21 protein-coding genes and 1 riboswitch are annotated in these 25,909 nt (G+C 69.1%); of the genes, 13 read left to right on the forward strand and 8 right to left on the reverse strand.

What is annotated here, in order from left to right:
- Positions 1-3: 3 nt before the first annotated feature.
- From EV655_RS04425 to EV655_RS04435, 3 genes are all read right to left on the reverse strand, one after another.
- Complete coding sequence (locus tag EV655_RS04425; RefSeq protein ID WP_132542251.1) at positions 4-903, reverse strand: HAD-IIA family hydrolase; 900 nt, start codon at positions 901-903, stop codon at positions 4-6.
- Entirely contained in the window at positions 903-2,156 is a 1,254-nt protein-coding gene (locus tag EV655_RS04430) for an aminotransferase class V-fold PLP-dependent enzyme (RefSeq protein ID WP_132542253.1), read from the reverse strand. The genes EV655_RS04425 and EV655_RS04430 overlap by 1 nt, the downstream gene beginning before the upstream one ends.
- A 123-nt stretch (positions 2,157-2,279) precedes the next feature.
- Positions 2,280-2,966 carry a fumarylacetoacetate hydrolase family protein gene (locus tag EV655_RS04435; protein ID WP_132542255.1) on the reverse strand — a complete coding sequence of 229 codons (687 nt, stop codon included), beginning with the start codon at positions 2,964-2,966 and terminating at the stop codon, positions 2,280-2,282.
- A gap of 286 nt (positions 2,967-3,252) precedes the next feature.
- Between EV655_RS04435 and EV655_RS04440 the strand changes: the two genes are divergently transcribed.
- Together EV655_RS04440 and EV655_RS04445 are read left to right on the forward strand one after the other, a co-directional pair.
- Positions 3,253-3,576 carry a 2Fe-2S iron-sulfur cluster-binding protein gene (locus EV655_RS04440; RefSeq protein ID WP_132542257.1) on the forward strand — a complete coding sequence of 108 codons (324 nt, stop codon included), beginning with the start codon at positions 3,253-3,255 and terminating at the stop codon, positions 3,574-3,576.
- Positions 3,576-4,271 carry an FG-GAP repeat domain-containing protein gene (locus EV655_RS04445; RefSeq protein WP_132542259.1) on the forward strand — a complete coding sequence of 232 codons (696 nt, stop codon included), beginning with the start codon at positions 3,576-3,578 and terminating at the stop codon, positions 4,269-4,271. Before EV655_RS04440 ends, EV655_RS04445 begins: the two co-directional genes overlap by 1 nt.
- Before the next feature lie 107 nt (positions 4,272-4,378).
- Here EV655_RS04445 and purD read toward each other — a convergent pair whose 3' ends face one another.
- Positions 4,379-5,641, reverse strand: a complete 1,263-nt coding sequence (purD, locus tag EV655_RS04450) for a phosphoribosylamine--glycine ligase (protein ID WP_132542261.1) — start codon at positions 5,639-5,641, stop codon at positions 4,379-4,381.
- A 95-nt stretch (positions 5,642-5,736) separates the two neighbouring features.
- Between purD and EV655_RS04455 the strand changes: the two genes are divergently transcribed.
- Positions 5,737-6,222, forward strand: coding sequence for a hypothetical protein (locus EV655_RS04455; protein ID WP_132542263.1), 486 nt, complete (start codon positions 5,737-5,739; stop codon positions 6,220-6,222).
- Complete coding sequence (xseA, locus tag EV655_RS04460; RefSeq protein ID WP_132542265.1) at positions 6,222-7,796, forward strand: exodeoxyribonuclease VII large subunit; 1,575 nt, start codon at positions 6,222-6,224, stop codon at positions 7,794-7,796. Before EV655_RS04455 ends, xseA begins: the two co-directional genes overlap by 1 nt.
- 16 nt (positions 7,797-7,812) lie before the next feature.
- Here xseA and EV655_RS04465 read toward each other — a convergent pair whose 3' ends face one another.
- Positions 7,813-8,223, reverse strand: coding sequence for a hypothetical protein (locus EV655_RS04465; RefSeq protein WP_132542267.1), 411 nt, complete (start codon positions 8,221-8,223; stop codon positions 7,813-7,815).
- A gap of 912 nt (positions 8,224-9,135) precedes the next feature.
- On the opposite strand from EV655_RS04465, the gene ftsY reads away from it, so the two are divergent.
- Genes ftsY through EV655_RS04480 form a run of 3 tightly spaced genes read left to right on the forward strand, consistent with a single transcriptional unit; the run spans position 9,136 to position 12,187 of the window.
- Positions 9,136-10,629, forward strand: a complete 1,494-nt coding sequence (ftsY, locus tag EV655_RS04470; protein ID WP_132542750.1) for a signal recognition particle-docking protein FtsY — start codon at positions 9,136-9,138, stop codon at positions 10,627-10,629.
- Between the two features lie 27 nt (positions 10,630-10,656).
- Entirely contained in the window at positions 10,657-11,562 is a 906-nt protein-coding gene (locus tag EV655_RS04475; protein WP_132542269.1) for an EamA family transporter, read from the forward strand.
- Positions 11,563-11,572: 10 nt separating this feature from the next.
- Entirely contained in the window at positions 11,573-12,187 is a 615-nt protein-coding gene (locus tag EV655_RS04480) for an inner membrane-spanning protein YciB (protein WP_132542271.1), read from the forward strand.
- A gap of 69 nt (positions 12,188-12,256) precedes the next feature.
- Here the strand turns inward: EV655_RS04480 and EV655_RS04485 are convergent, their stop codons facing one another.
- The gene (locus EV655_RS04485) at positions 12,257-12,961 is read right to left on the reverse strand and encodes a glutathione S-transferase N-terminal domain-containing protein (protein ID WP_132542273.1); all 705 of its coding nucleotides are present in this window, start codon (positions 12,959-12,961) and stop codon (positions 12,257-12,259) included.
- 28 nt (positions 12,962-12,989) lie between these two features.
- Positions 12,990-13,937, reverse strand: coding sequence for an alpha/beta hydrolase (locus tag EV655_RS04490; RefSeq protein ID WP_165905263.1), 948 nt, complete (start codon positions 13,935-13,937; stop codon positions 12,990-12,992).
- 117 nt (positions 13,938-14,054) lie between these two features.
- A riboswitch (SAM riboswitch) is annotated at positions 14,055-14,133 on the forward strand.
- A gap of 47 nt (positions 14,134-14,180) precedes the next feature.
- Between EV655_RS04490 and metZ the strand changes: the two genes are divergently transcribed.
- The 3 genes from metZ (at position 14,181) to EV655_RS04505 (ending at position 18,050) form a co-directional block, all read left to right on the forward strand.
- Entirely contained in the window at positions 14,181-15,350 is a 1,170-nt protein-coding gene (gene metZ / locus EV655_RS04495) for an O-succinylhomoserine sulfhydrylase (RefSeq protein ID WP_132542277.1), read from the forward strand.
- Positions 15,351-15,452: 102 nt separating this feature from the next.
- Positions 15,453-16,556 carry a GTP cyclohydrolase FolE2 gene (folE2, locus tag EV655_RS04500; RefSeq protein WP_132542279.1) on the forward strand — a complete coding sequence of 368 codons (1,104 nt, stop codon included), beginning with the start codon at positions 15,453-15,455 and terminating at the stop codon, positions 16,554-16,556.
- A 45-nt stretch (positions 16,557-16,601) separates the two neighbouring features.
- Positions 16,602-18,050 carry a TrkH family potassium uptake protein gene (locus EV655_RS04505; protein ID WP_132542281.1) on the forward strand — a complete coding sequence of 483 codons (1,449 nt, stop codon included), beginning with the start codon at positions 16,602-16,604 and terminating at the stop codon, positions 18,048-18,050.
- A gap of 38 nt (positions 18,051-18,088) precedes the next feature.
- Here EV655_RS04505 and EV655_RS04510 read toward each other — a convergent pair whose 3' ends face one another.
- Entirely contained in the window at positions 18,089-19,822 is a 1,734-nt protein-coding gene (locus tag EV655_RS04510; RefSeq protein ID WP_132542282.1) for a serine protease, read from the reverse strand.
- A 182-nt stretch (positions 19,823-20,004) separates the two neighbouring features.
- On the opposite strand from EV655_RS04510, the gene EV655_RS04515 reads away from it, so the two are divergent.
- The 3 genes from EV655_RS04515 (at position 20,005) to EV655_RS04525 (ending at position 25,851) form a co-directional block, all read left to right on the forward strand.
- Positions 20,005-20,952: a glycine--tRNA ligase subunit alpha gene (locus EV655_RS04515; protein ID WP_132542284.1), complete on the forward strand. Its 948-nt coding sequence runs from the start codon at positions 20,005-20,007 to the stop codon at positions 20,950-20,952.
- Positions 20,953-20,955: 3 nt separating this feature from the next.
- Positions 20,956-23,229, forward strand: a complete 2,274-nt coding sequence (gene glyS, locus EV655_RS04520) for a glycine--tRNA ligase subunit beta (protein WP_132542286.1) — start codon at positions 20,956-20,958, stop codon at positions 23,227-23,229.
- Between the two features lie 72 nt (positions 23,230-23,301).
- Positions 23,302-25,851: a putative PEP-binding protein gene (locus EV655_RS04525; RefSeq protein ID WP_132542288.1), complete on the forward strand. Its 2,550-nt coding sequence runs from the start codon at positions 23,302-23,304 to the stop codon at positions 25,849-25,851.
- Positions 25,852-25,909 lie beyond the last annotated feature (58 nt).

A 25,909-nucleotide genomic window follows, 5' to 3' on the forward strand; every position in this document is an offset into this window, starting at 1 on the left:
CCGTCAGGTCGTCGCCACGATCACGTCGGGGCGGATGCCCGACCGCGCGACATACTCTGCCACGGCGCGGCCCGCGAACAACCCGTGATCGGCCACCAGCACCGTGCCCAGCCCGGCCGCCCGCCCGCCCAGGATATCGGTATGCAGCGTGTCGCCCACCATCGCGTGGCGCCCCGGTCCCAGCCGGTCCAGCGCCGCGGCAAAGGCCGCGCCATGGGGCTTGCCGAAGAAGGTCGGCATCCGCCCCGTGCGGTCGGCCATGTCGTGGCCCCACCAGCCGGGTTCGAGGCTCAGCCCCCCCTCGCGCGGGGCGACAAGGTCGGGATTGGCGATCACCACCGGGCGTGGCCGGGCCGTGATCGCCGCCACCAGCCGCTCCTGAAGCGCCCCGGTCCAGCGCGACGCGGACAGGAACAGGATCGCCTCGGCGCGTTCCAGCAGCGTGGGGTCGGCGATGGCATCGGCCATGCCCGCGGGCAGGTCCGCGAAATCGTCGCCCTCGGCGCAGATCGCGGCCCAGCCCGCGCCCGGCGCGATCGCCGCCAGATGCGCCGCCGCGATGTCGCGGCTGGACACCACCTCGTCGGCGGTGAAATCGAACCCCATCCGGCGATACTTGGCCACGGCCGCCGCGCGCGGCGTGCTGGCCGCGTTGGTCAGCACGCACAGCCGCTTGCCCATCGCCCGCAGCCGCGCCATGCGCGCCACCGCGCCCGGGATCGGCGTCTCGCCCACGTTCAGCACCCCGAACGCGTCCAGCACAAAGCCGTCAAAGCGCCCGGCCACGTCCTCCAGCGTGCCTGCGATCAGCGGCTCGGCTGCGAATTCCGCCACGGGCAGGCGGCCGCGCAGCGCCTCGTAGCGGGCAAAGGCGGTCTCGACATCGACGGACGGGTTGGACATCAGGCCGCCAGCGCCTGCATCACCGACAGGAACCGCGCGACCTCTGCCTCGGTGTTGTAGTGGCAGAACGACAGCCGCACGCAATCGGCCATCCCCAGCGGGACCAGCACATTGCCCGAGTAATGATCGGCCTTGCGGGTATGCACGCGAATCCCGTTGCGGCGCAGATGCTCGACCAGATCGGCCGAGTCCCAGCCCGCCAGCCGGAACGACACCACCCCTTCGCGCCCCTCGACCGCGCCGCCGCCGACCAGCGTGATGCCCGCCATCGCGCCCAGCCCCGGCAGGTTCCCCGTGCCCTTCAGCGCCGCCTTGGTCAGCCGCGCCTCGTGCGCCTTGATGGCGCGCCCCGCCGCCTCCAGCCGCGCGCGCCGGTCGGCGCTGTCGGTGAACTGCCCGCCCAGCCAGTCCAGATAGGCCACCACGTCGGAAAACGTGGCATAGGCGCCGGCATCCCGCGTGCCGAGTTCCCAATTGTCCGCGGGGCCGTCGGCCAGATTGTCCTTGCCACAGGCCGTCAGCCGGTCCGAGGCCCAGGCCACGCCATAGCCGTGGCGCGAAAACATCTTGTAGGGCGACACCGCGTAGCCATCGACGCCCAGCGCGGCGACATCCACCGCCCCGTGGCTGGCATGCTGGATGCCGTCCACCACGATCAGCGCCTCGGGCGCCACCTCGCGGATCGCCGCCGCGATGGCGCCCACCTCCACCGCCATCCCGGTCACGGGCGAGGTGTGCAGGATCGTTGCCACCCGGATATCGGGGGTCAGGTGCGCGCGGTAGGCCTCGGCGGTCACCGTGCCCGTCGCATCGTCATGGGGCACGCGGATCAGCTCCCGCCCGGTGATCCCCGCCCAGCGCGCCCTGGCGCTGGCGGTTGCCGGGTGTTCCAGGGTCGATCCGATCATCACCCCGCCCGGCGCCGCGCCCAGCGCCGCGGTGCGCACCAGCCGGAACAGCAGTTCCGTGCCGCTTTCGCCGACGAAGACCTGCCCGCCGGGGGCATTGAAGAACAGCGCCATGTCGGCCTTGCCGGTCTCGATCACCCGCTGCAACGCCTGCCCGGCCCCGTTCACCCGGCCCGGATTGTCCGGGAGGCTGGCATGAAAGGCCGAGGTCTCGGCCACCGATTTCAGGTGCAGCGCGCCGCCCGCGTTCTCGAAGAAGATGCGCGGCCCCTCGAAGGGGCAGCTTTCCACATGGGCGAACCGGGTGCGGATCTCGTCCATCAGGCCGGGCATGTCTGCGATCATTCTCGGGGCTCCATCGTTGCCGCAAAGCCCCCGGGGCGTGGCCCGGGGTCCGGGGCGCGCGCGGCCCGGTCCCCTTCCGATACGCCAGGACGCGCGCCTTGCCCAGCCGGGACTCGCGGGGGCTCAGACCACGGTCACGGCCAGCGTGCCCACGCCCTCGATCGCGGCCTCGATCCGGTCGCCGGGCCGCACCGGGCCGACCCCGGCGGGCGTGCCGGTCAGGATCACGTCGCCCGCGGCCAGGGTGAAATGCGCGGACAGATGCGCGATGATCTCGGGCAGCGTCCAGATCATCTGGCCCAGGTCGCCTTCCTGCCGCACCGTGCCGTTCACGCTCAGCATGATCCGGCCCCGGTCGGGATGGCCGATCGCGGCCGCCGGAACCAGCGGCCCGATCGGGGCCGAGCGTTCGAATGCCTTGCCGATCTCCCACGGCCGGCCCAGCCGCTTTGCCTCGCCCTGCAGGTCGCGCCGGGTCATGTCCAGCGCGACCGCATAGCCATGCACATGGTCCAGCGCCCGCCCGGCGGGAATATCCGCGCCCCCCGACTGCAGCGCCACCGCCAGTTCGACCTCGTGATGCACCTCGTTCGTGCCAGGCGGATAGGGAAAGACGCCCGAGGGATCCAGGTTGTCGGCGTTTTTCTGGAAGAAGAAGGGCGGCTCGCGGTCCGGGTCGTGGCCCATCTCCTGCGCGTGGGCGGCATAGTTCCGGCCGATGCAATAGACCCGGCGGACCGGGAACAGCGCCCCGTTGCCCGCGACCGGGATCGCAGCGGCCGGGAGCGGGTCGATGACGTAACGGGGCATGCACTGTCTCCGCGCGGGGGCCTCCTGTGCGTTCTGGACCGGTTCGCCGGGCCAAGGCAAGGGCAGGCGGGGCCCGGGCCTGCCCGGCAGACGCCCGACGAAAGCCCGACGAAAGTCCGATGGTTTTCCGATCCCGAGACGCCGCCGGTCCGGGGCAGGGCGCCCGGCCCGGGGCGGTCCGCGGCGCGGCAGCCCCGCGACCGCCACCCGTTCGCCTTTCGCTGGAAAACCCCGCCGCGCTCGAATATGTGGTTCGTCGATCCGAGGAACAGGAGGCAAGCCCGGCATGGCGAAGATCACCTATATCGAGTTCAACGGCACCGAGCATGTGGTCGAGGTCGCCAACGGCCTGACCGTGATGGAGGGCGCCCGCGACAACGCCATCCCCGGCATCGACGCCGATTGCGGCGGCGCCTGCGCCTGCTCGACCTGCCATGCCTATATCCATCCCGACTGGGTCGACCGGCTGCCGCCCATCGAGGAGATGGAGGCCGACATGCTGGATTTCGCGTACGAAACCGACCCGAAACGCTCGCGCCTGACCTGCCAGCTCAAGGTGACCGACAAGCTGGACGGTCTGATCGTGCAGATGCCCGAAAAGCAGATCTGATGCGCCGGGCGGCCCTCCTTGCGGCCGCCCTTCTCGCCGCGCCCGCAGCGGCCGAGATCGTCTCGGCCCGCTACGCCCTGCCGACCCCGCGCTATGACCATGGCGTTCTGGGCGATGCCATCGAATGGGGCGCGCTGGAGGTGCGACTCGCCGACGGCACGGGCCGCCGCATCGTGCTGCCCGACACCCGCGTCTTCGAGGATACCGCCCCGCGGCTGGCCGATCTCGACGGTGACGGCGCGCCCGAGGTGATCGCGGTCGAGACCGACCTCGAGCGTGGCGCGCGGTTGTCGGTCTACGGGGTGGACGGGCTGATCGCCGCCACCCCCTTCATCGGCACGCGCCACCGCTGGCTTGCCCCGGTCGGCGCGGCCGATCTCGACGGCGACGGGCAGATGGAGATTGCAATTGTCGACCGCCCGCACCTTGCGCGCATCCTGCGGGTCTGGCGCTTCGAGGCGGGCCGCCTGACCGAGATCGCCTCGGCCGAGGGCCTGACCAACCACCGGATCGGCGACCGAGCCATCTCGGGCGGCCTGCGCGATTGCGGCACAGGGCCCGAACTGGTGCTCGCCAGCCCCGACTGGTCCCGGATCATCCTCGCCCGCCTCCGCGATGGCCGGATCGACACCCGCGCCACAAGCCTGCCCGCCACGCCGGCCGGCTTCCGCACGGCGCTCGGCTGCCGGGACTGACGGCGCCGCGGTCCGGTTCCGTGCTTCTTCTGGCCGAAAATATCCTCGGGGGGTGAATTGGCCGCAGGCCAAGAGGGGGGCAGACAGCCCCCCTGACCCCGCCGGCCTCAGAGCGCGCGCCAGCCGATGTCGCGCCGGCAGAAGCCCCCGGGCCAGTCGATCCGGTCGACCATCCCGTAGGCCCGCGCGCGCGCCTCGGCCAGGCTCGCCCCCCGCGCGGTGACGTTCAGCACCCGCCCGCCCGCGGCCACCAGGCGGCCATCCCGCTCGGCGGTGCCGGCATGGAACACCATGTGCGCGCTGTCCTCGGGCAGCGCGTCGAGCCCGCCGATGACCGAGCCCTTCTCGTAGGCCCCCGGATAGCCCTTCGCGGCCATCACCACCGTCATCGCGTGGTCGTCCGCCCAGTTCACCCCCGCCTCGGCAAGCCGCCCCTCGGCGCAGGCCAGCATCAGGTCCAGCACCTGCCCGCCCAGCCGCATCATCAGGACCTGACATTCCGGGTCGCCGAAGCGGACATTGTATTCGACCAGCCGCGGCGCCCCGTCCTTCACCATCAGCCCGGCATAGAGCACGCCGCGGTAGGGCGTGCCGCGCCGGGCCATCTCGGCCACGGTCGGCCTGACGATCTCGTCCAGCGCGCGCGCGCAGACCGCCTCGGTCATCACCGGTGCGGGGGAATAGGCGCCCATGCCGCCGGTGTTGGGGCCGGTATCCCCTTCGCCCGCGCGCTTGTGGTCCTGCGCGGTGCCGATCGGCAAGACGTGCTCGCCGTCGCACAGCACGAAGAACGAGGCTTCCTCGCCCTCCATGAATTCCTCGATCACCACCTCGGCGCCCGCGCCGCCGAAGGCCCCGCCGAACATCTCGTCAATGGCCGCCTCGGCCTCTGCAACGGTTTCGGCCACGATCACGCCCTTGCCCGCCGCCAGCCCGTCTGCCTTGACCACAATGGGGGCGCCCTCGGCCCGCACATGGGCCTTGGCGGCGTCGGCATCGGTGAAATGGCCATAGGCGGCGGTCGGCGCGCCGCAGGTGTCGCAGATCGCCTTGGTGAAGGCCTTGGAGCTTTCCAGTTGCGCGGCGTCGCGGCTCGGCCCGAAGCACAGGATCCCCGCCGCCGCCAGCCGGTCGGCGACGCCTGCGGCCAGCGGCGCTTCGGGGCCGATCACCACGAAGTCGACCGCGTTCTCCTCGGCGAAGACCGCGACCGCGCCGCCATCCTCGATGTCCAGCGCGGCACATTCCGCGATCCGGGCGATCCCGGCATTGCCCGGCGCCACGATCAGCCGGTCGCATTTCGGGTTCTGCTGGATCGCCCAGGCGAGCGCATGTTCGCGCCCGCCGCCGCCGAGAATGAGGATGTTCATGGGGCTCTCCGCTTGGCCTTCGACCCCGGGCGTTCTAGGCTCGGCGCGAACCATAGGCAACTCGGTTTCCCACTGGGCAGAGGCACGGGCGACGCATGGCATGGGCAGAGCTTTTCGGACCGGCGTTCCTGCGGGATGCCCTGCTGGGGCTGGTGACGGTCGCGCTGGGCCTCTGGCTGCCCGGGTACTTTGCGTTCCGCCATTTCCGCACCGGGCAATGGTGGGAGAAGAAGGCCGGTTTCTACCAGGAGGTCGTGGCGACGCTCGGCAACCTCAAGCGGCTGGAGGATGGCGCGCTTCAGGACGAGATCGACGGGATGGAGCGCGACGAGGACGAACGGGCGCGCGCCGCCTGGGACCACGAGGAGACGCGCCAGCACCTGCGGCGCCTCACGAACGAGGGCGCCTTCCTGATGTCGGATGACAGCCACGAGGCGATCCGGCGCTATTTCCGCGCGATCGAGTTGGCGCGCGGCAAGCAGAGCCTCAGGGAGGTGCTGATCGAGCGGGCCTCGGTCACCAACGATGTGCTGATGGATGTGATCGCGGCGGCGAAGAAGGATCTGGGGGTGCGCAAGTGATGTCCGACCTGATCGAAGACGACGAATATGGCGGTGACGGGATGCAGGGTGGCAACGCGCCCGAATTCACCGTCTCGGAAATCTCGGGCGCGGTGAAGCGCACGATCGAGGGCGCGTTCACCCATATCCGCGTGCGTGGCGAGGTCGGCCGGGTCAGCCGGCCGCGTTCGGGGCACATCTATCTCGACCTCAAGGACGACCGGAACGTGCTGGCAAGCGTGATCTGGAAGGGGGCGGCGGTGCGTCTGGCGACCCAGCCCGAAGAGGGGATGGAGGTGATCGCTACGGGTCGGCTGACGACCTTCGGCGGGCAGTCGCGTTACCAGATGGTGATCGAGGACATCCAGCCCGCCGGGATGGGCGCGCTGATGGCGATGCTGGAAAAGCGCAAGGCGGCGCTGGCGGCCGAGGGGCTGTTCGCCGCCGAGCGCAAGCGCGCGCTGCCCTACCTGCCCGAGGTGATCGGGGTGGTGACCTCGCCCTCGGGCGCGGTGATCCGCGATATCCTGCACCGGCTGCGCGACCGCTTTCCGCGCCGGGTGCTGATCTGGCCGGTGGCGGTGCAGGGTGCGGCCTGCGCCCCCGAAGTGGCGCGCGCGATCCGCGGCTTCAACGCGCTTGCCCCGGGGGGCGCGATCCCGCGGCCCGACCTGCTGATCGTGGCCCGCGGCGGCGGCAGCCTCGAGGATCTGTGGGGCTTCAACGAGGAGATCGTGGTGCGGGCGGCCGCCGAGTCGGAGATCCCGCTGATCTCGGCGGTGGGTCACGAGACCGACACCACGCTGATCGACTTCGCCGCCGACCGGCGCGCGCCGACCCCCACGGCGGCGGCCGAGATGGCGGTGCCGGTGCGGTTGGACCTGATGGCCTGGGTCGACGGGCAGGAGGCGCGGCGCTCGCGCGCGATCGCGCGGGCGATGCAGCAGCGCCGCCAGCGGCTGGCGGACCTGTCCCGTGCGCTGCCACGGCCCGAAACGCTGGTGCAGGCCGCGGCGCAGCGGCTTGACCGCGCGTCCGAACGGTTGCCGATGGCGCTGCGCGCGCGGATCGACCGCGAGCGTCTGCGCCTGTCCGATGCCTCGGCCGCGCTGCGCCCGGCGGCACTGCGGCGCCGGATCGCCGAAGAGGAACGGCGCCTCGATGACCGGGCCGGACGGGTGCACCCGGCGCTTGCCCGCTTGATCCGCGCGCGCGGGCGCGATCTTGCCGCGCAGATGGCGCGGCTGCGGCCAGAGATGGTGACGCGCCGGATCGCGGCACAGCGCGAGGCGCTGACCGGGCTGGACCGCAGGTTTGCCGCGGCGCTCGCCGCCGGGTTCGACCGCCGCCGCACCCGGTTGGCGGCGCTGGAACGGATGCGCCAGGGGCTGAGCTACCAGGAGACGCTGAAGCGCGGTTTTGCGGTCGTCCGGGGCGACGGGCATGTGGTCACGACGAAAACGGCTGCCCACTCGGCCGGGGTGCTGGAGATCGAATTCCAGGATGGCCGCCTGACGCTGGACGGCGCGGGCGGCAAGATACCCCGCCGCGGCCGCAGGGAGGACAGCCCGCCGGATCAGGGCTCGCTGTTCTAGGCTGCGCGGTCCGTGGTCAGACGCCGACCTCGGGCCCGGTGCAGATCAGCGGCTCGCGGCTTTGCTCGACCTCGATCAGCTCGGTCTGGGCCGGATCGTTTTCGAACCGCGCCATCAGGCCCGTGGCCGAGCGGTAGAAGCTCCAGCATTGCGGGTCTTCGGGGCGGTGGTCGTAGCTGAAGCAGATCTGCCCGGCCGACTCGTACCACACCCCTTCGGTGCATTCCCCGTCGAGGAAGGTCCAGATCACCCGCCGGCCGCCGAGGTACTGTTCGGCCCCGTAGGGCGCGCCGCGGGTCGCGTAGAACAGCGTCTTGCCCGTCGAATATCGCTCGAACTCCTCCGCGTTCATCGGCTGGGGCTCGGCCGCGAGGCCGGGGGCGGCCAGCGCGGCCAGCAGGGGCAGGGCGGTCAGGAGCGGATGCATCGGGCAAGCCTTTCGAACGGTTGGCTGCGACTGTGCCAGAGCCGCGGCGGAATGGCCAGTACTCCGGGGGTGCGGCGGCGCGCGGCATGGCTCGGGCCTGCCTTCCCGGGGCAGGATGGGGCGCGCGGCCGACCGGCGCGGCGACCTTTCCGCAGGGGGGCCGGCGGGCCGGCCCTCTTCCAAATCGCGCCGAATGCGCATAGGTCATGGCAGGCGCCGGTGCAGGGCCCGGCAGGAGGCAACATGGCGTTCTTCAAGAAGCTCAGGGAAAGGCTGACAAAGTCATCCTCGAAGATCGAGGAGGGGCTTGAGGCCATTGTCCGCGAGGGTGGCCGCGAAGAGGAAGTCGAACTCGCCGATCCCGAGTTGCCCGAAGCTGAGTCGCCTGACCCGGAACTGCCCGAACCTGGTCCTTCCGCAGCCTTCTCGCCCGAACCGCCCGAGCCTGCGCCAAAGCCCGCGCCGCTGGTTCTGGGTGCGGCCCATGCGGTGAAGCCCGACGCCGACCGGATGCCGGGGCCGCCCGCGCCCCTGCCCGAGATCGCGCGCGAACCCGAACAACCCGAGCCGGACCAACGGGAGCAGACGCCATCCGAGCCCGCCGAGGCGGAGGCCGCCGAGGTGGTCGATGCCCCTCGGGACACGTGGCAGTCCGAGCCCGAGCACGCCGGGTCTCCTTCCGAGGAACCCGAGCCAGCGCTTGCGCCCCAACCGGACCTCGATTCGCGTCCCGAGCCCGAGCCCGAGCCCGAGAGCGTTGTAGAAGCCAGCCCCGCGCCCATCCCGACCTTGACCTCGGCGCCCGGCTGGCCAACCCCATTTTCCTGGGCGCCCGCGCCGGCGATGCCGCCCGATGCGGAGGCCGCATCCGACGACGCGCCCCCGCCCGCAGGGGCAGGCGATGCGCCGCTGATGGCGGACCTGCCCCAAGAGGATACCGAAGCAGAGGCAGCGCCGGTCTTCGGCGACGGTCTTCCGCGTTCCGCGGAAGATGCGGGCGCCCCTCCGCTGGAGGCCGCAGCGCTGTCTTTGCCGGAAGAGGAAAGCGCCAGCGCTTTCCCTCCCGCTGACGAACCCGAAGCGCCCGTGCTGGCGACGGCCGAACCCGCGGCCACGCCCTTGTCCGAGCCGTCCGAGCCCGAACCGATTCCGGAACCCGAGCCTGCGCCCGAACCCGCCCCCGAGCCTGCACCAGAACCGGAGCCCGAGCCCGAGTCCGAACCGGACCCTGTGCCCGAACCGGCGCCTCTGCCCGAGCCGGGCCCCTTCCCTTGGCCGGACCCGACCCCCGAGCCCGAGCCGTTGAACGTGCCCCCGGGCCCGCCGGAACTGCCGCCCGCGCCGCCCGCCGAGATGCCCGCGCCGCCCTCCGAGGTACCGGACTGGACGCCGGAGGAAATGCCGCCACCGGAGGGCCCTGTGGAAATGCCCTATGATCGCGGCGCCTCACCGCTCGACGCGTTGGCGCAGGGGGGCGTGGAAGAGACCTTCGAGGAGGAGGAAGAGGAGGCTCCGCGCCGGGGCTTCTTCGGGCGCGTTCTTGGCCGCACGATCCGCAAGAAGACGGTGATCCGGCGCGAGCTGGACGATGACATGCTCGAAAGCCTAGAGGAATTGCTGATCACCGCCGACATGGGCGTGGACACGGCGATGCGGGTGACCGCGAACATGGCCGAGGGGCGGTTCGGCAAGCGGCTGTCGGTGGACGAGATCAAGGAACTGCTGGCCCACGAGATCACGCAGATCATGGAACCCGTGGCCCGGCCGATGCCGCTTTACCCCAGAAAACCGCAGGTGGTTCTGGTGGTGGGCGTCAACGGCTCGGGCAAGACAACGACGATCGGCAAGCTGGCCAGCCAGTTCCGCGACGCGGGCAAGTCGGTGATCATTGCCGCGGGCGATACTTTCCGCGCGGCCGCGGTCGAGCAGTTGCAGGTCTGGGGCAAGCGCGCGGGCGTGCCGGTGATGACGGCGGCGCAGGGCGCCGATCCGGCATCCCTGGCCTTCGACGCGATGGCCAGGGCCGAGGCCGAGGGCACGGACCTACTGCTGATCGACACGGCGGGTCGGCTGCAGAACCGGCAGGACCTGATGGCCGAGCTGGAAAAGATCGTTCGCGTGATCCGCAAGCGCGACGAGACCGCGCCGCACAACACGCTGCTGGTGCTGGACGCGACCACCGGGCAGAACGCCCTGTCCCAGGTCGAGATCTTCCAGAAATTGGCGGATGTGTCCGGCCTTGTGATGACCAAGCTTGACGGCACCGCCAAGGGCGGCGTGCTGGTTGCGCTGGCCGACAGGTTCGGCCTGCCGATCCACGCGATCGGCGTGGGCGAGCAGATCGACGACCTTGCCCCGTTCGAGCCCGAGGACTTCGCCCGCGCGCTGGCGGGGCTTGATGCGTAAGGCGCGGCCGGCCGCGCGGGGCGGCCGATGACCGAGTGGCTGATCTCGATCGAGGGGACCGAGGCAGGGCACAGGCTGGCGCTGATCCTGGCGCTGTCGGCGGCGGTTCTGCATGCGGTCTTTGGCGCGTTGCAGAAAGGACGGCACGATCCCTGGCTGTCGCGGGGCGCGATCGACCTGGCCTATGGCGCGATGGCCGCGCCCTTTGCCCTGTTCGTCGTGCCCTGGCCCGAACCCCACATGTGGCCGATCTTTGCCGTCGTGTTCGTGATCCATCTCGGCTACAAGATCGCGCAGGGCTATACCTATACCAAGGGTGCCTACACGGTGGTCTATCCGGTGGTACGCGGCACCGGTCCGTTCTTTACCGTGATCGGGGCGTACCTGCTGTTCGGCGAGGTCTTTACCCTGACCCAGTGGCTGGGGGTGGGTGTTCTGCTGGCGGGGATCTTCGGGCTGGCCGCCTACAACCTGGTCCACTGGCAACTGGACCGCGACACGCTGAAACCCGCGCTGATGCTGGCCGTTCTGACAGGGGGCTTCGTCGCGCTTTACACCACCTATGATGCCTATGGTATCCGGGCGACCGCGGACCCCTTTACCTTTCTCGCGTGGTTCTTTTTCATCGACGGGCTGACGGTGATGCCCTGGCTGGCCGCCGCGCGCTGGGCGCGGATGGCGCATCGGCCGACGCTGGGGCCCCTGATGCTGAGGGGCCTTGCCGGGGGGCTGGTCGCCTTCATGAGCTTTGGCGCGGTGATGATGGCGACGCGGCTGGACAAGGTGGGCGAGGCGGCGGTCCTGCGCGAGACCTCGACGGTCTTTGCCGCGCTGATCGGCTGGCTGGTGCTGGGCGAAACGGTGGGGCCGCGGCGGATGGCGCTGATGGCGCTGATCGCGGCGGGCGCCGTGATCGTGGAAATGGGAGGCTGAGGACAGGCCGATGGCGGAAAAGAAACCGATCAATCCGATCCTGAAGATGGCGCTTGAACTGGGCCCGATCGCGGCCTTCTTCATCGCCTATGTCAAGCTGCGCGAGCAGGTCTTTACCATCGGCGGCACCGAATATGACGGGTTCGTTCTGGCGACCGCGGGCTTCATCCCGCTGATCCTGCTGACCACCGGGATCCTGTGGCGGCTGACCGGGCACATCTCGAAGATGCAGATTGCCACGGCCGTTCTGGTGGTGGTCTTCGGCGGGCTGACTGTATGGCTGAACGATGACCGCTTCTTCAAGATGAAGCCCACGATCATCTACGTGCTTTTCGCCGGCGTGCTGGGGGTCGGGCTGTTGCGCGGGCAGTCCTACCTGCAATTCGTGATGGAAGAGGTGGTGCCGATGCAGCGGGCGGGCTGGATGATCCTGACCCGCAGGCTGACCTTCTTCTTCATCGGGCTTGCCGTTCTGAACGAGGTGATCTGGCGCACGATGTCCACCGACATGTGGGTGAATTTCAAGACCTTCGGCCTGACCATCGCGGTCTTCGGCTTCTTCATGGCCCAGGGCAGAGTGTTCGGCAAATACGCCATCGAGGAAGAGAAGGACGGCGGCGATTGATTGGGGCAGGGACGTTCGAGACGTCTGGCCAAGGGTCGTCGAAGCCATTCAGGGCCCGATGGCGCCGGTTCAGCCCCGCCTGAACAGCATCGCCTGCGCCTTGCGGTCACCTGCGATGTCCTTGCGCCGGTCCGCGGCCAGCGCCCGGCCGCGCTGCACCGCGGGGCGGGCTGCCACGGAATCCAGCCAGCGCGCCATGTGGGGCTTGTCCTCCAGGCTCTGGCCCTGGCCTTCCCAGAGCGAGGCCCAGGGCCAGATCGCCATGTCGGCGATCGAATAGAAGTTGCCCGCGACGAATTCGTGCCCGGCAAGCCGCCGGTCAAGCACCCCGTAAAGCCGTCCCACCTCGGCGCGGTAGCGGTCCTTAGCATAGGGCAGGTCCTGCGGCGGGTCCATCGCGGGGGCGTATTTCAGGAAGTGGTGCGCCTGACCCGCCATCGGCCCAAGGCCGCCCATCTGCCACATCAGCCATTCCTCGACCGCGATCCGGTCGCGTTCCGTCCGGCCGTGGAACTGGCCGGTCTTGCGGGCGAGATACATCAGGATCGCGCCCGATTCGAACACCGGGACCGGCGCGCCGCCGGGGCCGTCCGGGTCAACGATCGCAGGCATCCGGTTGTTCGGCGCGATCTTCAGGAAGTCCGGGTCGAACTGATCCCCGGCGCCGATGTCCACCAGGTGTACGCGATAGGGCAGGCCCATCTCTTCCAGGGCGATGGCGATCTTCCAGCCGTTCGGCGTGGGCCAGTAGTAGAACTCGATCTCGGTTGCCATGGCGCGCTCCTGTCACGGTGATGCCGCCTCAGGATGGGGCGTTTCCGGCAAAGGGCAAGGGCAGGGTCAGCCTGGGCGGCGCAAGAAGCCTGGACCACCGCGGCGTCTGCGCCTGTGGAAGCCCCGCGCGCAGCATCTCGAAGGGCAGTTCGCCCCGGATCAGCGCGCGGTAAAGGCCCATCATGCCGGGGCGGACATAGGGGCTCCAGTGACAGACGCGGCGCGTGGGCGGGGCGATCCGGTGGCCCATCCGGGCGAGCGCGGTCATCGTTTCGGGATGGTCGATCTGCAGGTCGAGCCAGGAGACCGGCCCATCCTCAAGGCCGCGGCCCAGGGCGGCCCCGCCGCCCCGGACCGGACCGACCAGCGCCTCGAGCATCAGGTCGTAGGGGTCGTTCTCGCGGCTCGTGACGTTGAGGATGCGCGCCCGGCGGCCTGCCGGGCTGTCAAGGGCCGCCCGCGCGCCCGGGGCGAACTCGGCAGGCGCCATCAGCACGGCATGGCCGACCGCGCCCGCGGCCAGCCCCGTCATCGCCGCCAGCGCGACCCGGGCGCCCAGCGAATGGGCCACCAGATCGACCGCGCGGCCGGGCCGGTGGGCGCGAATTCCGGCGATCAGCCCGGCAAGCGCCGCGCCCGCCCGGGCCGCCTCGTCATAGGCCCCCCAGATCGTTCCATCCGACTCCCAGCCAAAGGCGATGCACAGGCCCTCGGCGTCGGACGCCCCGCTGAATCCCAGCGCGCGCGGCCAAGAGACGGCCTTCCATCCGCCGGTATCGGGGTCGAGTGCCAGGATATGGCGGTGCGGGGTCAACTCCGGCACCTTGGGGCTGAAGCGGAACCCGTGGATCAGCACCGTCACCGGCGCAGCGGCCGGTAGCGTGCCCAGGGCCGCCGCCAGCCGTTCGCCGAGCGGCGGCTCGCCCGGAAATGGCTGAAGGCGGTCGGCGTCGGCATTGACCCGGATGAGGGGCATCGGGCAGCTCCCACTACATCTTGTGGCGCTGGATAGGACATACATACGACACCGCCGTGAAGGCCCGGTTACAGCAGCGTGACGCGGCTTGACGGCTGCGGCGCAACGGCCTAGACGAAAATCCATCGTGGCGATTTGTTCACCGGATTGCGGGCCACGTTAAACAAGCCGCTAAAGAGGTCAGGGCGGAACCCCCGGCGTCTTTGACGGTGGGGGTTTTTCTTTGCGCGGAGGGCGCGGGCGATGACGGGCAAGTGGTCGAAACGGACGCAGGCGGTCCATGGCGGCGCGCGGCGCAGCCAGTATGGCGAGTTGTCCGAGGCGCTGTTCCTGACCCAGGGCTTCGACTATCCCAGCGCCGGGGCGGCCGAGGCGCGGTTCATCGAGGCCGGTCCCGACGAGTTCATCTATGCCCGATACGGCAACCCCACCGTGGCGATGTTCGAGGACCGCCTCGCCGTGATCGAGGGGGCCGAGGCCGGGTTCGCCACCGCCTCGGGCATGGCCGCGGTCAACGGCGCGCTGATGGCGGGGCTGAAATCCGGCGACCGGGTGGTGGCGGCCCGTGCGCTGTTCGGGTCATGCCTCTACATCCTCGAGGAGATCCTGCCCCGCTTCGGGGTCGAGGTGGCCTTCGTCGACGGCACCGATCTCGACCAGTGGCAGACGGCGGTGACGCCCGGCACGCGCGCGGTGTTCTTCGAGGCGGTCTCGAACCCCACGCTCGAGGTGATCGACACCGCCGCCGTTGCCGGGATCGCGCATGCGGCGGGCGCGACGGTGATTGTCGACAATGTCTTTACGACGCCGGTTTTTTCACGGGCCATCGAACAGGGGGCCGATCTGGTCGTCTACTCGACCACCAAGCATGTCGACGGGCAGGGGCGTTGCCTTGGCGGCGCGATCCTGGGGCCGCGCGCGGCGGTGCGTGGGCCGGTCGAGACCTACATGAAACACACCGGCGGCGCGATCAGCCCGTTCAACGCCTGGGTCATGCTGAAGGGGCTGGAGACGCTGGATCTGCGGGTGCGCGCGCAGGCCGCGGGCGCACGCGCGATCGCCGAGGCGCTGACCGGCGATGCGCGCCTTGCCCGCGTGATCTATCCCGGCCTTGAAAGCCATCCCCAGCATGCGCTGTTCCCCGAGGGCGGCACGGTGCTGTCGATCGACCTTGCCGGGGGAAAGGACGCGGCCTTCGCGCTGCTCGACCGGCTGGAGATCTGGAAGATCTCGAACAACCTCGGCGATGCGAAAAGCATCGCGACCCATCCCGCCACCACGACCCATAAACGACTGTCCGGTGACCGCAAGGCGGCGCTGCGGATCACCCCCGGCCTGGTGCGCCTGAGTGTCGGGCTGGAGGACCCCAACGATCTGATTTCAGACCTGAAATCGGCGCTGGCCGGGGCCTGATCCCGCGCTCTGCGCAAAAAACTGTCATTCCAAGTGGACATTCGGTACCGGGCGCCCATCTTTAGGGTCCGACGACCTGATGCGAGAGGGAGGGCGCAGCCGATGAACGTCCACAACCGCGAGATCGAACCGAGTCCCGGGCGCGAGGATGCCGAGCGCGCGCTTGAACTGCTGCGTCTCTGGGCGACCCGCGCCACCGAGGACGAACTCGCGACCGTCGACCCGGGCCTTGCTGCGCTCGTCCCCGGCCATCCGGCCAGTGCTTACCCTGTGTTCAGCCGCGCCTATCCGCATGGCTTCGAGGCCGATGCCGCCTACAAGGCGACCATGCCCGACCTGCAGAACGGCCCCGCAAGCCTGATCCGCGGGTCCATGCGCCCGATCCAGCATGTCGGCATCTCGAATTTTCGCCTGCCGATCCGGTTCCACAGCCGCGACAATGGGGATCTTACCCTTGAAACCTCGGTCACCGGCACCGTCAGCCTGGAGGCCGAGAAGAAGGGCATCAACATGTCCCGCATCATGCGCAGCTTTTACGCGCATGCGGAGCGCACCTTCAGCTTCGAGGTGATCGAGGCCGCGCTGGACAGCTACAAGGCCGATCTGGAAAGCTTCGACGCACGCATAATGATGCGCTTCTCGTTCCCGATGAAGGTGCGCTCACTGCGGTCGGGACTTGAAGGATTCCAATATTACGACTTTGCGCTGGAACTGGTGGAAACCCGCGGCGTGGCCCGGAAAATCATGCACATGGACTATGTGTATTCATCGACCTGCCCGTGCTCGCTTGAACTTTCCGAACATGCCCGGCGCGAGCGCGGGCAGCTTGCGACGCCCCATTCGCAACGGTCGGTCGCGCGTATTTCTGTTGTCCTCGATCCCGCGGCAGGGTGCCTCTGGTTCGAGGATCTGATCGAGATCTGCCAGTCTGCCGTGCCAACCGAGACCCAGGTCATGGTCAAGCGCGAGGACGAGCAGGCCTTTGCGGAGCTGAACGCCGCGCATCCGATCTTTGTCGAGGATGCGGCGCGGCTGTTCTGCGAGGCGCTGGAGCGTGACCCCCGGATCGGTGATTTCCGCGTGATCGCCAGCCACCAGGAAAGCCTGCACAGCCACGACGCCGTGAGCGTGCTGACCGAGGGGCCGACATTCGCCGCCGAAAGCCTGGACCCCAAGCTCTTTGCAACGCTGATCCACCACGGCTGAGCGGCCGCTTGACACGCGGTGCGCGCGCGGACAAGCCTGCGCGTCATGTTTGATCTGCGCCCCGTCGGTTACGTCATCGGCCTTCTGGTCGCCATTCTGGGCGCTACCATGCTGCTGCCGATGGCGATCGACCTGGCGGCTGGCGATCCGAACTGGTCGGCCTTCCTTGAATCGGCGTTGATCACCGCGCTGTCAGGCGGGCTTGTGGCGCTGGCCTGCGCCAATGGCGTTGACGACCGGCTGGAGCTGCAACAGATCTTCTTCCTGACCACGGGTGTCTGGATCGCCCTGCCGGTCTTCGGCGCGCTGCCCTTCGTACTGGGGGCGCCCGAGGCGCGGGCCGTGGATGCCTTTTTCGAGGCGATGTCGGGCATGACCACCACCGGCTCGACGGTCTTTGCAGGGCTCGACGGGATGCCCCGCGGCATGCTTCTCTGGCGGTCGATGCTGCAATGGTTCGGCGGCATCGGGATCATCGTCGTCGCCATGGTATTCCTGCCGGAACTGCGGGTGGGGGGGATGCAGATCTTCCGCTCCGAGGCGTTCGAGACCTCGGGCAAGGTATTGCCTCGCGCGGCCCAGATCGCGTCGCAGATATCGTGGATCTACCTCGCGCTGACCGTGGCCTGCGGCTTCAGCTATGCCGCGGCGGGACTGGCGCCGTTCGATGCGTTGAACCATGCGCTGACGACCCTGTCGACGGGCGGATTCTCGACCCGCGACGCCTCGTTCGGGGCGTTCCAGGGGACGCCGGAATACATTTCCTCTGTCTACATGATCCTGGCCAGCCTGCCCTTCGTGCGTTACGTCCAGTTCATGGCCGGGACCGCGCGGCCACTGTTCACCGACAGCCAGATCTGGACCTATCTTTCGGTGATCGCGATCTTCGTTCTGGTGATCGCGGCCTATCGGGTGCTGGCCAATGACGACCACTACGAACATGCCTTCCGTGAGGGCGTGTTCAACGTGACCTCGATCATCTCGGGCACGGGATATGCCAGCACCGACTACCAGCTCTGGGGCAACTTCCCGGTCATCCTGTTCTTCTTCATCGGGCTGATCGGCGGATGCTCGGCCTCGACCGCGTGCTCGGTCAAGATCTTCCGCTACCAGATCCTGTTCTCTGCGATCCGGGTGCAGATCAAGGCGATCCACGCGCCCCACGGCCTGTTCCACCCGCGTTTCAACGGGCAGAAGGTGGACGACGATGTGCTGTCCTCGGTCACCTCTTTCTTCGTCTTCTTCGTGGTCACGCTGGGCCTGACCGCGGTGCTGCTGAGCGCCACGGGGCTGGATGCGACCACAGCGCTGTCCGGGGCGGCAACGGCGCTTGCCAATATCGGGCCGGGTCTTGGCGAGCATATCGGGCCCGCGGGGAATTTCGCGGGGCTGAACGACGCGGCCAAGTGGATCCTCAGCGTTGCAATGCTGATCGGGCGGCTCGAACTGCTGGTCGTGTTTGCGATCCTGACCGCGCATTTCTGGCGTGCCTGAGGCCGGGCGCGGGCCCGGCCCCGGTTGCCGTCAGCCCGTCAGTTCCAGCAGGAGACCGGAACCGTCATGTCCGCCGCGCGACGGGTCAGGGTCGCGGGCGGCAGCGCGCCCTCGGCGTCCGCGGCGCGCATCTCGACGCCGGTCTCCGACAGGAAGACACCGATCGCGCTGACATTTGCCGCATAACGCACATTCGCCGGCAATTGCCGTGCGCCTTGCCCGACCGGCAACAGCACACCCAGCACCGCGCCCGCCGCGTCCAGCACCGGCCCGCCCGTGTCGCCCGGTAGCGCCTCGATCTCCAGCCGCGCGATGCTGTCCTCGCCGTCGAGTCCACGCAGGTCGGCCAGCGTGCCATAGGTCAGCACCGGCAGGTCCAGCACCTCGCCATACGAGAAGCCCGCGACTGCCACGTCCGATTTCAGCCGCGGCACCCCGGCCTGGAAGCGCGCGTATTCGATTGGCGCAAGCGCAACCGACGGCTTCAGCACCGCGAGCCCCAGCCCGGCATCGCTGGCGGCTAGGCTGACCTCGACATCATGGCCGATGGTGATCCGGTTGCAACTGGTCAGACCCGTGGTGGTGGTCAGCACCGTGCCCGCCCCATCGACGAAGAATCCCGAATGGGTCTCGTCGGGCTTGCGGATCTCGAGGCCCGAGAGCATGTCGGCGCGCTGCTCGGCGCTCGCCTCGCCCAGCGTTTCGTCAAGCGCCACGTTCGGCACCGAGTCGAGCGTCTCGCGCATGGTCATCGCCGCGCGCATCATCAGCCGTTCATCCTCGGACGGGCGCCAGACCAGGGTAAAGCCCTTGACGGTGCCGCCGATCAGCCGGGCATAAGTATAGGATTGTATCTGCGCGTTCCGGCCTGTCAGCGTGAACGAATCCCGGCCGCGCTCGCGCTCGCCGGACAGCGGCACCACCTCGAGCGTCTGCATGATGTCGTACAGGCCGTAGAGCGTCGCCTGATCGCCGCGCTGGCTGATTAGAAGCGCGCGCACCCCGCTGTCGCCGCGGGGGCGGAAATGCACGAAGGGCGGCTCGTAGCGGTCGAACTCGACAAGGCCAAGCGGCATCTCGATGCGGATACCGGCCTCTGCCTCCTCGATCGCCTGCATGCCCAGCCGCCCGATCTCGGCCCGGTAGGCGCCGATCAATTCCTCGCGCTGGCGCGTGGTCAGAACGCCCGTCGCCTCATAGCCCTTTGCCGATTGCCAGGCGGCCATCGCGTTGCGCGTGCCCGGGCCGAAGGAGGCATCTATCGCCTGGGTATACACGCCTTCCCATTGCAGCGCGGTCTGGATCAGCGCGCGGGCGTCGCGGTCGAGGATACTCTCGGAACGGCGCGCCTCGGCGGGGGTTTCGTCCGGCAGGGGGGCGGGCTCTGCCACCGGGGGCGCGTCTGCGGCCGGTGCAGGGGCGGGGGCCGCGGGCGTCGGCTGGGCAAGCGCGGCGCCCACCGGCCAGACCTGCTGGCGGAAATCGGCGCCGTCCGACAGGAAGCTGTCGCGCGGGATCGCGCCCTGGGCGCGGAACTGCCGCAGCGCGGCGTCGGCCTCGGGTTCGGCGTAAGGACCCAGCGCGATCGCGTACCACCCCGTCGCGATCTGGAAGGCGCCGACATTGGGGAATGACCCGGCATAGGTGCGGGCGCGCTCTTCGGCCTCGCGCAGCGTCGGATGCGCCTCGATCTGAAGCCAGACCCTGTCCTGGGCAAGGGCGGGCAGGGCGGTGGCGATCGCGAGGATCAGAATGGTTGCAAGTCTCTTCATAAGTCCCGGAATCCCTTAAGTCCTTAGCCTGCACCCGGCGGGCCGAATCCTTGGCCGACCCTATCAAAGCCGCTGCACATTGCACGCCAAACATGGGCCCGGTGCGCAGGTTCGATTGACCCTGTTGCACCTGTTGCCTATTGAAGCGGGGTTTCCACCGGCAAGAGGGGCGAGCGCGCGCCATGAGCGACGGCAAACCGCGGAGTTTCCAGGAGATCATCCTGCGCCTTCAGGCCTACTGGGCCGCGCAGGGCTGCGCCATCCTGCAACCCTATGACATGGAGGTGGGCGCGGGCACCTTCCACCCGGCGACGACCTTGCGCGCGCTGGGCAGCCGCCCCTGGGCCGCGGCCTATGTGCAGCCCTCGCGCCGGCCGACCGACGGGCGCTATGGCGAGAACCCCAACCGGTTGCAGCACTATTACCAGTACCAGGTTCTGATCAAACCCTCGCCGCCGGACCTTCAGGAACTCTATCTGGGCTCGCTGGCGGCCATCGGCATCGACTTCGACTACCACGACATCCGCTTTGTCGAGGACGACTGGGAAAGCCCGACGCTGGGTGCTTGGGGCCTGGGCTGGGAGGTGTGGTGCGACGGGATGGAGGTGAGCCAGTTCACCTATTTCCAGCAGGTCGGCGGGCACGACTGCCGACCGGTCTCGGGCGAACTGACCTACGGGCTGGAACGGCTGGCGATGTATGTGCTGGGCATCGACCACGTGATGGAGATGCCGTTCAACGACTCCGACGCGCCCATCCCGCTGAGCTATGGCGACGTGTTCCGCCAGACCGAGGAGGAATACTCGCGCTGGAACTTCGACGTGGCCGATACCGGGAAGCTGTTGCACTTCTTCGAGGCGGCCGAGGCGGAATGTGGGCGCATCCTCGATCATCCGCAGACCGACCCGCGCACCGGCAAGCGCATCATCATGGTGCATCCGGCCTATGACCAGTGCATCAAGGCAAGCCATTTCTTCAACCTGCTGGACGCGCGCGGCGTGATTTCCGTGACCGAGCGGCAGGCCTATATCGGGCGGGTGCGCGCGCTGGCCAAGCGCTGCGCCGACGCCTTCGTCGAGACCAATGCCGGCGGCTGGACCGAGTCCAAAGCCGAAATCGTCTGGGAATAAACCATGCCCGATCTGCTGATCGAACTCTTCTCCGAGGAAATTCCCGCGCGCATGCAGGCCGACGCCCGCGAGGCGCTGAAGACGCGCGTGACCGACGGGCTGGTCGAGGCGGGGCTGACCTATGCCGCCGCCCGCGCCTGGTCGACGCCGCGCCGTCTGGTACTGGCGGTCGAGGGGCTGACGGGCCGCAGCCCCGATCTGCGCGAGGAACGGAAAGGACCGCGCACCGACGCGCCCGAAAAGGCGCTGGAGGGGTTCCTGCGGTCCACGGGGTTGACCCGCGACCAGCTTGAGGCGCGCGACGACAAGAAGGGCCAGGTCTGGTTCGCGGTGATCGAGAGGCCGGGCCGCCCCGCCGCCGAGATCGTCGCCGAAGTGCTCGAAGCCACCATCCGCAGCTTCCCCTGGCCCAAGTCGATGCGCTGGGGCACGGGCAGCTTGCGCTGGGTGCGGCCGCTGCACGCGATCCTGTGCATCCTGACCGACGAGGCGGGCGCCGCCGAGATCGTGCCGCTGGAGGTCGACGGCATCCGCGCGGGCGATGTGACACGCGGCCACCGCTTCATGGCGTCCGATCCGTTCCGGGTGACGGGGGTCGAGGACTACCAGGCGAAGCTCAGGCGCGCGAAAGTGATGCTCGACCACGAGGAACGCGCCGAACATATCTGGCATGCGGCCACCAACGCGGCCTTTGCGCAGGGGCTTGAAGTGGTCGAGGATCGTGGCCTGCTGGCCGAGGTCGCGGGCCTGGTGGAATGGCCCGTGGTGCTGATGGGCGCGATCCGCGAGGACTTTCTCGATCTGCCGCCCGAGGTGCTGCAAACCTCGATGAAGGCGCATCAGAAGTTCTTTTCGGTGCGCGACCCCAAGAGCGGCCGGATCGTTCGATTCGTGACAGTCGCGAACCGCGAAACCCCCGATAACGGCGCAACCATCCTGCACGGGAACGGAAAAGTGCTGGCCGCGCGGCTGTCGGATGCGGCATTCTTCTGGAAGAACGACCTTGCCGTGGCGCGGGCGGGGATGGGCGAATGGCTCGAGTCGCTGTCCCACGTCACCTTCCAGAGCGAGCTTGGCAGTCAGGCCCAACGGATCGGCCGGATCGCAACCCTCGCCCGCGAGATCGCGCCGATGGTCGGCGCCGATCCCGCGATGGCCGAACAGGCGGCCCGCGTCGCCAAGGCGGACCTCGCCTCGGAAATGGTCTACGAATTCCCCGAGTTGCAGGGCACCATGGGCCGCTACTATGCCGAGGCCGCGGGCCTGCCCGCCGCGGCCGCCGAGGCCTGCGAGACCCATTACCGCCCGCTCGGCCCCGCCGACGCGCTGCCGGACCAGCCGGTCGCGATCGCCGTGGCGCTGGCCGACAAGATCGACACGCTGGCCGGCTTCTGGGCCATCAACGAAAAACCCACCGGGTCCAGGGATCCTTTCGCGTTGCGCCGCGCCGCGCTGGGCGTGATCCGGATCATACTGGGCCACGACCTGAGGATTGGTCTGCAAGCTGTTGTGAACAAGCAGCTTCTGGTTCATGTCATGGCGCTCAACCTCGATACCGCCGAAGAGCGCGAGATGTTCGTGCTGGAACAGATGGTGGACGAGATCGCCGATCACGGGGTGTTCGGCGCGGCCTTTCACGCGGTGCTCGACAGGCTGGCCCATCGCGGCGAGGCGCCCGAGGGCGAGTCGCCGGACATCGCCGAGGGAAGCTGGCTTGCCCGGATGCGCAAGCGGCTGCCTGCGCTCAGCGACGACCTGATGGCGTTCTTCCACGACCGGCTCAAGGTCCATCTCAGGGGCGAGGGGCTGCGCCACGACGTGATCGACGCCTGCCTGTCGATGCCGGGCAACGATGACCTGACGCTGCTGGTGCGCCGCGCGCAGGCGCTGAACGCGGTGCTGGCGACCGAGGATGGCGAGAACCTCGTGCTGGGCTTCAAGCGGGCCAACAACATCCTGACCCAGGCCGAGGAAAAGGATGGCGTGGAATATTCCTTTGGCGCCGATCCAAAATTCGCCGAGGCCCCGGCCGAGACCGCGCTGTTCGCCGCGCTCGATGCCGCAGAGGCGGCGATCGGCCCGGCACTTGCCCGCGAGGATTTCGCCGACGCGATGGCCGCGATGGCCGCCCTGCGCGGGCCGATCGACGCCTTCTTCGAGGCCGTGCAGATCAATACCGAGAACGAGATCGTCCGCCGGAACCGGTTGAATCTGCTCCACCGCATCCGGTCAACCTGCCTGAGGCTGGCCGATCTGACCCGGATCGAGGGCGCGTGAGCGCGCGCGCCCAAGCTTCGCTTGCCAGTCGGCGCCATGGGCGTATGCTGCAATGGGCGAAAGGGCGCTGCAGTGCAGAAAGACGCCGAGATCATTGACTTTACCGAGATAACGCCGCTGGCCGACATCGCTGCGAAGCGGCACGGCGCGCGCGCGAAATGCCTGCAGCGGCTGATCCGGATGGACTTGCCGGTGCCACGCACGGTGGCGTTGTCCTTCGACGCTGTTCACCGCATCGCCAAGGGCAACGTGCCCGACATCGCGGCCCTGCTGGCCCTGTTCGGAGACGGGCCGCTGGTGTCGGTGCGCCCCAGTTCCGAGAACCAGGAGTGGGGCGGGCCGGCCTCGATCCTGAACATCGGCCTGAATGACGCGCGCCACGCAGCCCTGTGCGAAACCCATGGCGAGGTGGCGGCGAACGCGCTTTACCTGCGGTTCATCCAGGCCTTTGCCGTCCATGTCGCCCGGCTGGACCCCGACATGTTCGAGGCCGAGGCGCCGTCGGCGCGCGCGCTGCGCGCCGCGCTGGACGCCTATGCCGAAGAGACCGACGAGCCCTTCCCCCAGGACCCGGGCCGGCAGCTGCTGGAGGTGCTGCGCTCGATGGCGCGGGCGTGGGAGGGCACGACGGCGCGGCTGTTGCGCCAGGCCAAGGGGGCGCCCGCCGAGGCGGGACTGGGGCTGGTGGTACAGGCGATGGCGCTGGGGATTGGCCCGGGGGAAAGCGGCTCGGGCGTGATCCAGTTCGTCGATGGCGTGACCGGGCTTCGCCGGATCGTCGGCCGCTATCTCGCCCATAGCCAGGGCCGCGACGCGATTGCCGTTCGTGAAGGCGCGCTGTTCATCATCCGCGACCCGCGCGGCGGATCACTCGAGGACCGCTGTCCCGAGGTCGTCGCGCAACTTCGCCGCTATGGGGACACCTGCCGGATCAACCTGCGCGAAGAGATGCAGATCGATTTCACCATCGAGGCGGGCCGGCTTTGGGTGTTGGACGCGATGCGGGTGCCGCGCAGTGCCCGGGCGGCGGTCCGCATCGCAGTGATGCTGGCCGACGAGGGGATCATTCCGCGCGAAGACGCGCTGTGCCGGATCGAGCCGCGTGCGGTCAGCGAACTGCTGCACAGCCAGGTCGACCCGGCGGGGCGGCGCCAGGCGATCGCCCATGGCATTGCGGCCAGTCCCGGCGCGGCCACCGGCCGGCTGGTCTTCGGCTCGGCCGCCGCGCAGGCCAGCGCCGCCCGCGGCGAGCCCTGCATCCTGGTGCGGCGCGAGACCACGCCCGAGGACATCCGCGGCATGCATGCCGCCGTCGGCGTGATGACCGAGAGGGGCGGGGTGACCAGCCATGCCGCGGTGATCGCCCGGGGCCTGGGCGTGCCCTGCGTCGTCGGCATCTCGGACATGCGGCTCAACCGCCGCGACGGGGTGCTGATCACCGCCGACGGTCGCAAGCTGCACGAGGGCGATATCGTGACGCTGGACGGCACCAGAGGGCAGGTGCTGCTGGGCGAGGTCAAGATGCTGGAGCCCGCGCTGGACGACGCCTTCCAGGCGCTGATGCGCTGGGCCGAGGAGGCCTGCGACATCGGCGTGCGGGCCAATGCCGACACGCCGGCCGACGCCCAGATGGCGCGCCGCTTCGGTGCCGACGGGATCGGGCTGTGCCGGACCGAGCACATGTTCTTCGAGGCCGACCGGCTGACCGTGATGCACGAGATGATCTTTGCCGACCGGCCCGAGGACCGCGCCTCGGTGCTGGCGCGGCTGTTGCCGATGCAGCGTGCCGATTTCAAGCGGCTGTTCGAGATCATGCAGGGTCTGCCGGTCTGCATCCGCCTGTTCGACCCGCCCCTGCATGAATTCCTGCCGCAATCGCGCGAGGGCGTGCGGGATCTTGCCGAGGCGATGGGGCTGCCGATCTCGGACGTTCAGCGCCGGGTTCAGGCCCTGTTCGAATTCAACCCGATGCTGGGAATGCGCGGCGTGCGGCTGGGGATCACCATCCCCGAGATCTACGACATGCAGGCCCGCGCGATCTTCGAGGCGACGATCGAGGCCAGCCGCAAGGGCGAGCCGGTGGTGCCCGAGATCATGATCCCGCTGGTCTCGGCGATGCGCGAGGTGGACCTTGTCAAGACCCGGATCGACTCGCTGGCCGCCGCGGTCCGCACCGAACGCGGCGTCGATTTCGCCTATCGGCTGGGTGTTATGGTCGAGACGCCGCGCGCCGCGCTTCGCGCCGGAGACATCGCCCAGCATGCGGCCTTCCTCAGCTTCGGCACGAACGACCTGACGCAGATGACCTATGGCCTGTCGCGCGACGATGCGGGGCGGTTCATGGGCTCCTATGTCAAGCAGGGCGTGTTTGCCGAGGACCCGTTCCACATCCTCGACGCCGAGGGTGTGGGCGAGCTTCTGCGGATCGGGGCCGAACGGGGCCGCGAGGCGCGGCCCGAGATCACGTTGTCGATCTGTGGCGAGCACGGGGGCAACGCGGAATCCATCGCGTTCTGCCGCGCGGCCGGGTTTGACTACGTGTCCTGTTCGCCGTTCCGCGTCCCCGTGGCGCGGCTTGCCGCGGCGCAACTGGCGCTTGGTAAGCAGGTTCATGCCGATTGAGGCTGGTCCAAAGTTCAGACCCTTGCCTTTTCTTTCTCAGGTAACGCATTAGAAGTGG

Source organism: Rhodovulum euryhalinum, from assembly GCF_004342445.1.
Lineage (GTDB): Bacteria > Pseudomonadota > Alphaproteobacteria > Rhodobacterales > Rhodobacteraceae > Rhodovulum > Rhodovulum euryhalinum.